The organism is Streptomyces sp. NPDC001700 (assembly GCF_053596435.1).
In genome coordinates this window covers 49,271-55,649 of record NZ_JBSFGE010000041.1, presented here as the reverse complement: position 1 = coordinate 55,649, position 6,379 = coordinate 49,271, and the positions used below count along the sequence as shown (strand labels likewise).

Genomic DNA, 6,379 nt, shown 5'->3' with positions numbered 1-6,379 from the left:
CGGCGGTGTCGTGGCCATGGTCGGCGTCGCCGAGATGGCCGCGCTGGAGGCCCGGCTGGGACCCCGGGTGCGCCGCACGGAGCCCGGAGACGGGCGCGGGGCCGCCCGCGCTGCGGGGAAGCTGCCGTTGGGCGGCTCCCCGGCGCGGCGGGCGTCGCTGGGCCGGGCCGTCGCTTCCCGGTCCGGCCACATCCCATCCGTACGGCCGTATCCGACCGGGAGGCGCCCCGCATGACCGCCGCACCCATCCCGCTGACGCCCAATCAGCCGCGCTCCTTCTACCGCGACTCCGGCGCCATCGCCCGCTTCCGGCGCACCGCGCCGAGCGGCGACGGCTTTCGTCCCGAGGACTGGGTCGCCTCGACCACCCCGCGCTTCGCGCGGGCCCCGGCCGGGCTGACCGCGTTGCCCGGTGGCGTCCGGCTGGCCGACGCCGTGGCCGCCGATCCGGCGGCCTGGCTGGGGCCGGAACACACGGCGGCGTACGGGGCCGACACCGGGTTGCTGGTCAAGCTGCTGGACGCCGGTCAGCGCCTGCCCCTGCACACCCACCCCGACCGGGCGTTCGCCCGTGCCCACCTCGGCAGCGCGCACGGCAAGACGGAGGCGTGGTACGTCCTGGACGCCGCCCCCGGTGCCGAGGTCCGGATGGGCTTCGCCCGTGACGTCACCGCCCGTGAGCTGGCCGGATGGGTCGCGGCCGGGGACACGGGCGCGATGCTGGACGCCGTCCACCGGGTGCCGGTCGCCCCCGGGGACGCGCTGCTGTGCCCGGCGGGGATGCCCCACGCGATCGGCGCGGGGGTACTGCTGGTGGAACTCCAGGAGCCGACCGACTTCTCCGTGCTGCTGGAGTGGGAGGGGTTCGCGATCGACGGCGCCGCCGAGGGCCATCTCGGCCTCGGCTTCGACCTGGCGCTCGGCGGTGTCGACCGCCGGGGCCTGTCCGCCGCCGCGCTGGACCGGCTGCGGGGACCGGGTGCTGGGGCAGGTACCGGGAGCGTGCTCCCGCCGGACGCCGACCCGTACTTCCGCGCCGAGCTGTGCCGGGGCGACCCGGCGACGACGCTGGACGCGGGCTTCTCGGTGCTGGTCTGCCTCACCGGCGCCGGGACGCTGACCTGCGCGTCCGGGCCCCCGCTGGGGATCGCGGAGGGGCAGACCGTACTCCTTCCGTACGCGGCGGGGCCCACCCGGCTGTCCGGCCCGCTGACCGCCCTGCGCTGCCGCCCGCCCGCGCCCGGGAGATCAGTTACTTCAATCAGTTGATTTATTTAATTCACCTGTTTTAACGTGGCTTCCACAGCTCAGCACGATCGAGTGAGGAGGAGGCCACGATGGCCGCAGCCCACGACACCCGCGAGGCCATCATGGCCGCAGCGGAACGGCTCTACGCCGAACACGGGCTGGTCGCGGTGTCCAACCGGCAGATCAGCGAGGCGGCCGGGCAGGGCAACGTCGCCGCGGTCGGCTACCACTTCGGCACCCGGGCGGACCTGGTGCGCGCCATCATGCGCAAGCACTCCGCGGCCATCGACACCATCCGGCAGCGGATGCTGGATGAGACCCGCGGCAGCCGCGAGGTCCGGGACTGGGTCGCCTGCCTGGTGCGGCCCGCCCCCGAGCACCTGGCCACCCTGGGCGTCCCCTCCTGGCACGCCCGGTTCGCCGTACAGGTGATGACCGACCCCGTGCTGCGCGCGATCGTCACCGAAGAGGCCCTCACCCGGCAGCCGCTGTGGGAAATCCTCCAGGGGCTGGGCGACTGCCTCGGCTCCCTGTCCGCCGACACCCGGGCCGAACGCGGCGACATGGCCCGCCAGTTGATCACCCATACCTGCGCCGAACGCGAGCGCGCCCTCGCCGATGGGGCCAGTACGCGACAGCGGTCCTGGGAGGACACGGCCGCCGCCCTGACCGACGCCATCACCGGGATGCTGCTCGCCCCCGTCACACCCCGTACGCCCCCTCGTCCCACCTCCAAGGAGAACCAGACATGAAGATCACCGTTGATGAAGCGAAGTGCTGTGCGGCGGGTCAGTGCGTGCTGATCGCGCCCGAGGTGTTCGACCAGCGCGACGAGGACGGCATCGTGGTCCTGCTCGACGCCGAGCCCGCCGAGGAGCACCACGCCGCCGTCCGCGAGGCCGCGGGCGTCTGCCCGACGCTCGCGATAGACCTGAGCGGCACCTCATGAACGAGCCCTCCGGCGTGCTGGTGGCCGGTGCCTCCGCCGCCGGGCTCGGCACCGCCGAGTCGCTGCGGCGCAGGGGCTACCGGGGAACGATCACGGTGCTGGGCGCCGAACCGCATGCGCCCTACGACCGGCCGCCGCTGTCCAAGCAGGTCCTCGCCGGGGCCTGGGCGCCCGAGCGGGCCCGGCTGCGGGCCCCGGAAGCCCTGGACGCGCTGGACGCCGAGTTCCACCTCGGCGACCCGGCCGTCGCCCTGGACGTCGCGGCGCGCACCGTCCGTACCGCGTCCGGGCGCGTCCTGACGGCGGACGCCGTGGTCATCGCCACCGGAGTACGGCCCCGGACACTGCCTGGACAGGACGGCCTGGCCGGAGTCCATGTGCTGCGGTCGCTGGACGACGCGGCGGCGCTGCGGGCCGACCTGCTGACCGCCACCCGGGCCGTGGTCGTCGGCGACGGAGTGCTCGGCGCCGAGATCGCCGCCACCGCGCGCACCATGGGCGTGGACGTCACCCTGGCCGGTCCCCAACCCGCCCCGATGGCAGCCCAGTTCGGCCCCCGCGTCGCGGAACTGCTCGCCGAGGTCCACGCCGAACACGGCGTGACACTGCGGCTCGGCACCCCGGTCGACGGCCTGACGGAGCACCGGGGCAGGGTCAGCGGCGTACGCCTGGCCGGTGGCGAGGTGCTGCCCGCCGACGTGGCCGTGATCGCGGTCGGCGCCGTCCCCGAGACCGGCTGGCTCACCGGCAGCGGCCTGACCCTGGACAACGGGGTGGTGTGCGACGCGTACTGCCGGGCCGCGGACGGGATCTACGCCGTGGGCGACGTGGCGCGCTGGCACCACGCGGGCCTCGGAGCCCTGCTGCGGCTGGAGAACCGGACCAACGCGGTGGAGCAGGCGGCCGCCGTCGCCGGGAACATCCTCGGCGAGGAGAAGCCGTACACGCCCGTCCCGTACTTCTGGACCGACCAGTTCGACGCCAAGATCCATGTGCATGGGCGGCCGTCGCCCGACGCCGAGGTGACCGTCGTGGAGGGCGCGGTGGAGGACCGCCGGTTCGTCGCCCAGTACCGCCGCCAGGGCCGGGTCACCGGCGTCCTCGGCTGGAACATGCCCAAGCAGACCCGACTGCACCGCCAGGCCCTGCTGGCCGAGCCGCCCGTGGCGGCGCTCGCCGTCGGCGCGTGACCAGCCACCCCTGAACGTCCACCGGAGGAAGACCATGACCACCGCACCCGTGGCCGACGACGCGTCGGCCGAGATCCCCCGATTCCCCGAGCCGCGGGCCGCCGCCTGCCCCTTCGACCCGTCCCCGGAGCTGCGCGGCCTCGCCCAGTGGGGCCCGCTGACCCGCGTCCGGTCCTGGGGCGACAGCACCCCCTGGGTGGTGACCAGCCACGCCGAGCAGAAGGCGCTGCTCGCCGACCCCCGGCTGAGCGCGGACTTCGCCCACCCCGGCTTTCCGAGCCCCGTCGACCACTCGGGCGGCGACCACGGCGCCACCGACCTGAGCTTCGTCGGCATGGACGATCCGGAGCACGCCCGGCTGCGCCGCATGGTCAGCGGAGCGTTCACCATCAAACGGGTCGAGGCGATGCGCCCGGTCGTGCAGGAGATGGTGGACGACTTCATCACCCGCATGCTGGCCGGGCCGAAACCCGCCGACCTGGTCCAGGCCCTCGCCCTGCCGGTCCCGTCCCTGGTCATCTCCGAACTGCTCGGCGTCCCCTACGACGACCACGAGTTCTTCCAGACCAACAGCAAGGTCCTCGTCTCCGCCGTGGCCACGCCCCAGGAACGGCAGGCCGCCCACGGCAATCTGGGCGGCTACCTGGCCCAGCTCGTGGACGCCAAGCTCGCCGAGCCCGGCGACGATCTGCTCTCCAGCCTCGGCAAGCAGATCAAGGCCGGAGAACTGACCCGCCGCGAAGCGGTCGCGATGGGCGTGCTGCTGCTCCTCGGCGGACACGAGACCACCGCGAACATGATCACCATGGGGACGCTGCTGCTGCTCGAACACCCCGATCAGCTCGCCCGGGTCCGTGACACCGACGACCCCAAGGTGATCGCCGCCGCGGTGGAGGAACTGCTGCGCTACCTCAGCGTCGTCCACCTCGGACGCCGCCGGACGGCACTGGCGGACATCGAGGTCGCGGGCAAGACCATCCGGGCCGGTGAGGGCGTGATCCTGCTCGGCGAACTCGCCAACCGGGACCCGTCCGTCTTCCCCGACCCGGACCGGCTGGACATCGCCCGCGACGCCCGCAGCCACCAGGCCTTCGGATCGGGCACCCACCACTGCCTCGGCCAGCCGCTGGCCCGCATGGAACTCCAGGTGGTCTACCCGGCCCTGCTGCGCCGCATCCCCACGCTGCGCCTGGCGACGGACCTGGAGAAGGTGCCCTTCAAGTACGACGCGGTGATCTACGGCGTCCACGCGCTCCCGGTCACCTGGTAGTCCGCCGCCAGTGGCGGCACGGCCGGTACCTGCGGCGCGGCGCCGATGTCCTCGGGCGTCATCATGAACGCCTCGGGGTAGGCGTCGCGCCGGGTGCGCCGGGCGGGTTCGCTGGTGCGCCACATGTAGAGGCACCGCCCGCACTGGAGCACCTCCCAGACGCCGGGTACGGGCGAGCTGAAGATGTGCTCGATCGTCTCGTGGGCGCAGCGCGGGCACAGGGGAGTCGGGCACAGGGGAGTGGTGTCGGACATCTCGGTCCTTCCGTGTGGTCGGGGGGTTTCGGGGGCGTTCAGCGGGCGGCGGCGAGCTTCCGCAGCCGGGTCAGCCACTCGGCGGCCTCCGGCAGATCCCGCACCTGGGTGCCGTAGTTGCCGCGGTTGTCGGGAGCGACGGGGGTGGTGGCGTCGATGACGAGCTTGTCCGTGATGCCGGGCGTACGGGCCTGCGGGGCCAGTTCGAGAACCGGGAGGCCCGGCACCTGCACCAGATCGCCGTCCGGGTTCATCTTGGTGGACAGCGCCCACATCACCTGCGGCAGGTTGAACGGGTCGACGTCCTCGTCCACCACGATCACGGTGGCGGCGTAGCCGAGTCCGTGCGGGGTGGTCAGCACCCGCATGCCGACGGCCTTGGCGAAACCGCCGTACCGCTTCTTCGTGGAGACGATGACGACGAGCCCGTGGGTGTACATCGCGTTGACCGCGCGGACCTCCGGGAAGTCCCGGGTGAGCTGCTTGTACAGCGGCACACAGGTGTTGGCGGCGATCAGGTAGTCCACCTCGGTCCACGGGATGCCGAGGTAGAGGTGTTCGAAGACCGGGTTCGTCCGGTACGAGATCCGGTCGATGCGGATGACCGGCATGCCACGGCCGCCGGAGTAGTGTCCGGTGAACTCGCCGAACGGGCCCTCGATCTCCCGCTTGCGGCCCTCGATGACGCCTTCGATGACCACCTCGCTGCCCCACGGCACGGGCAGCCCGGTGAGCGGGGCCGTCGCGAGCGGGGCGGGCGTGCCGCGCAGGGCACCGGCCAGCTCGTACTCGTTCTGGTCGTACTCCATGGGGGTGGAGGCGACGATGGAGATGACCGGTTCGTTGCCGAGCGTGATGGCCACCGGCAGGTCTTCGCCCCGCTCCTCGGCGGTGTTGAGGTGCTGCGCGATGTCGTGCATCGGCACCGGCTGGATCGCGAGCCGCCGCTTGCCCTTGACCTCGATGCGGTAGATGCCCACGTTCTGCTTGCCGCTGTGCTCGGGGTCGGCGGGGTCCTTGGAGACGACCGCGGCCTTGTCGATGTAGAAGCCGCCGTCCCCGTCGTTGAGCCGGATCAGCGGCAGCACCCGGAAGATGTCGGCGTCCTCGCCCTCCAGGGTGTTCTCGGCCCACAGCGGGTTCGCGCGCCACTCCGGGGCGACCGGGAAGGTGTCCCAGCGGCGGATGAACTCCTCGACCTGCTCCTTGGTGCCGGTCTCCTTGGGCAGGCCGAGGGCGAGCGCGTGGTTGGCCCAGGAGCCGTGGACATTGAGCGCGATGCGGGCATCGGTGAAGCCGGTGACGTTGTCGAAGTACAGCGCGGGGGCGTGGTCGCCCAGGCGCGGGGCGGCGTTGGCGGCGGCGGCGATGTCCGGCTCCGGCATCACCTCGTCGGGGACGCGCAGCAGCTGGCCCTCCTTTTCGAGGGCGGCCAGGAAGCCGCGGAGGTCGTCGTAGGCCATGGGAA

General features: G+C 72.8%; 8 protein-coding genes. 6 read left to right on the top strand and 2 right to left on the bottom strand.

What is annotated here, in order from left to right; translation table 11 throughout:
- The 6 genes from ACWC5C_RS40480 to ACWC5C_RS40455 form a co-directional block, all read left to right on the top strand.
- Positions 1–235 (top strand): hypothetical protein (locus ACWC5C_RS40480; protein WP_450884109.1); only part of this gene is annotated, 235 nt, incomplete at its 5' end.
- Positions 232–1,269 (top strand): class I mannose-6-phosphate isomerase, encoded by a 1,038-nt coding sequence (locus ACWC5C_RS40475; RefSeq protein WP_450884107.1) that lies wholly within the window; start codon positions 232–234, stop codon positions 1,267–1,269. The genes ACWC5C_RS40480 and ACWC5C_RS40475, both read left to right, overlap by 4 nt.
- A gap of 68 nt (positions 1,270–1,337) precedes the next feature.
- Positions 1,338–2,000 carry a TetR/AcrR family transcriptional regulator gene (locus ACWC5C_RS40470; protein ID WP_450884105.1) on the top strand — a complete coding sequence of 221 codons (663 nt, stop codon included), beginning with the start codon at positions 1,338–1,340 and terminating at the stop codon, positions 1,998–2,000.
- Positions 1,997–2,197: a ferredoxin gene (locus tag ACWC5C_RS40465; protein ID WP_450884103.1), complete on the top strand. Its 201-nt coding sequence runs from the start codon at positions 1,997–1,999 to the stop codon at positions 2,195–2,197. Before ACWC5C_RS40470 ends, ACWC5C_RS40465 begins: the two co-directional genes overlap by 4 nt.
- A complete protein-coding gene (locus ACWC5C_RS40460) occupies positions 2,194–3,387 on the top strand; it encodes an NAD(P)/FAD-dependent oxidoreductase (protein ID WP_450884101.1) in 1,194 nt (397 codons plus the stop codon). The genes ACWC5C_RS40465 and ACWC5C_RS40460 overlap by 4 nt, the downstream gene beginning before the upstream one ends.
- A gap of 34 nt (positions 3,388–3,421) precedes the next feature.
- Positions 3,422–4,657, top strand: a complete 1,236-nt coding sequence (locus ACWC5C_RS40455; protein ID WP_450884099.1) for a cytochrome P450 — start codon at positions 3,422–3,424, stop codon at positions 4,655–4,657.
- Here ACWC5C_RS40455 and ACWC5C_RS40450 read toward each other — a convergent pair.
- Both ACWC5C_RS40450 and ACWC5C_RS40445 read right to left on the bottom strand, forming a co-directional pair.
- Positions 4,624–4,911: a non-oxidative hydroxyarylic acid decarboxylases subunit D gene (locus ACWC5C_RS40450; protein WP_450884097.1), complete on the bottom strand. Its 288-nt coding sequence runs from the start codon at positions 4,909–4,911 to the stop codon at positions 4,624–4,626. The genes ACWC5C_RS40455 and ACWC5C_RS40450 overlap by 34 nt on opposite strands.
- Before the next feature lie 38 nt (positions 4,912–4,949).
- Positions 4,950–6,374, bottom strand: coding sequence for a non-oxidative hydroxyarylic acid decarboxylases subunit C (locus ACWC5C_RS40445; protein WP_450884095.1), 1,425 nt, complete (start codon positions 6,372–6,374; stop codon positions 4,950–4,952).
- Positions 6,375–6,379 lie beyond the last annotated feature (5 nt).

Bases quoted from the DNA above. Each gene is read 5' to 3' on its own strand.
- ACWC5C_RS40475 (WP_450884107.1), top strand. From the start codon at position 232: ATGACCGCCGCACCCATCCCGCTGACGCCCAATCAGCCGCGCTCCTTC.
- ACWC5C_RS40470 (WP_450884105.1), top strand. From the start codon at position 1,338: ATGGCCGCAGCCCACGACACCCGCGAGGCCATCATGGCCGCAGCGGAA.
- ACWC5C_RS40465 (WP_450884103.1), top strand. From the start codon at position 1,997: ATGAAGATCACCGTTGATGAAGCGAAGTGCTGTGCGGCGGGTCAGTGC.
- ACWC5C_RS40460 (WP_450884101.1), top strand. From the start codon at position 2,194: ATGAACGAGCCCTCCGGCGTGCTGGTGGCCGGTGCCTCCGCCGCCGGG.
- ACWC5C_RS40455 (WP_450884099.1), top strand. From the start codon at position 3,422: ATGACCACCGCACCCGTGGCCGACGACGCGTCGGCCGAGATCCCCCGA.
- ACWC5C_RS40450 (WP_450884097.1), bottom strand. From the start codon at position 4,911: ATGTCCGACACCACTCCCCTGTGCCCGACTCCCCTGTGCCCGCGCTGC.
- ACWC5C_RS40445 (WP_450884095.1), bottom strand. From the start codon at position 6,374: ATGGCCTACGACGACCTCCGCGGCTTCCTGGCCGCCCTCGAAAAGGAG.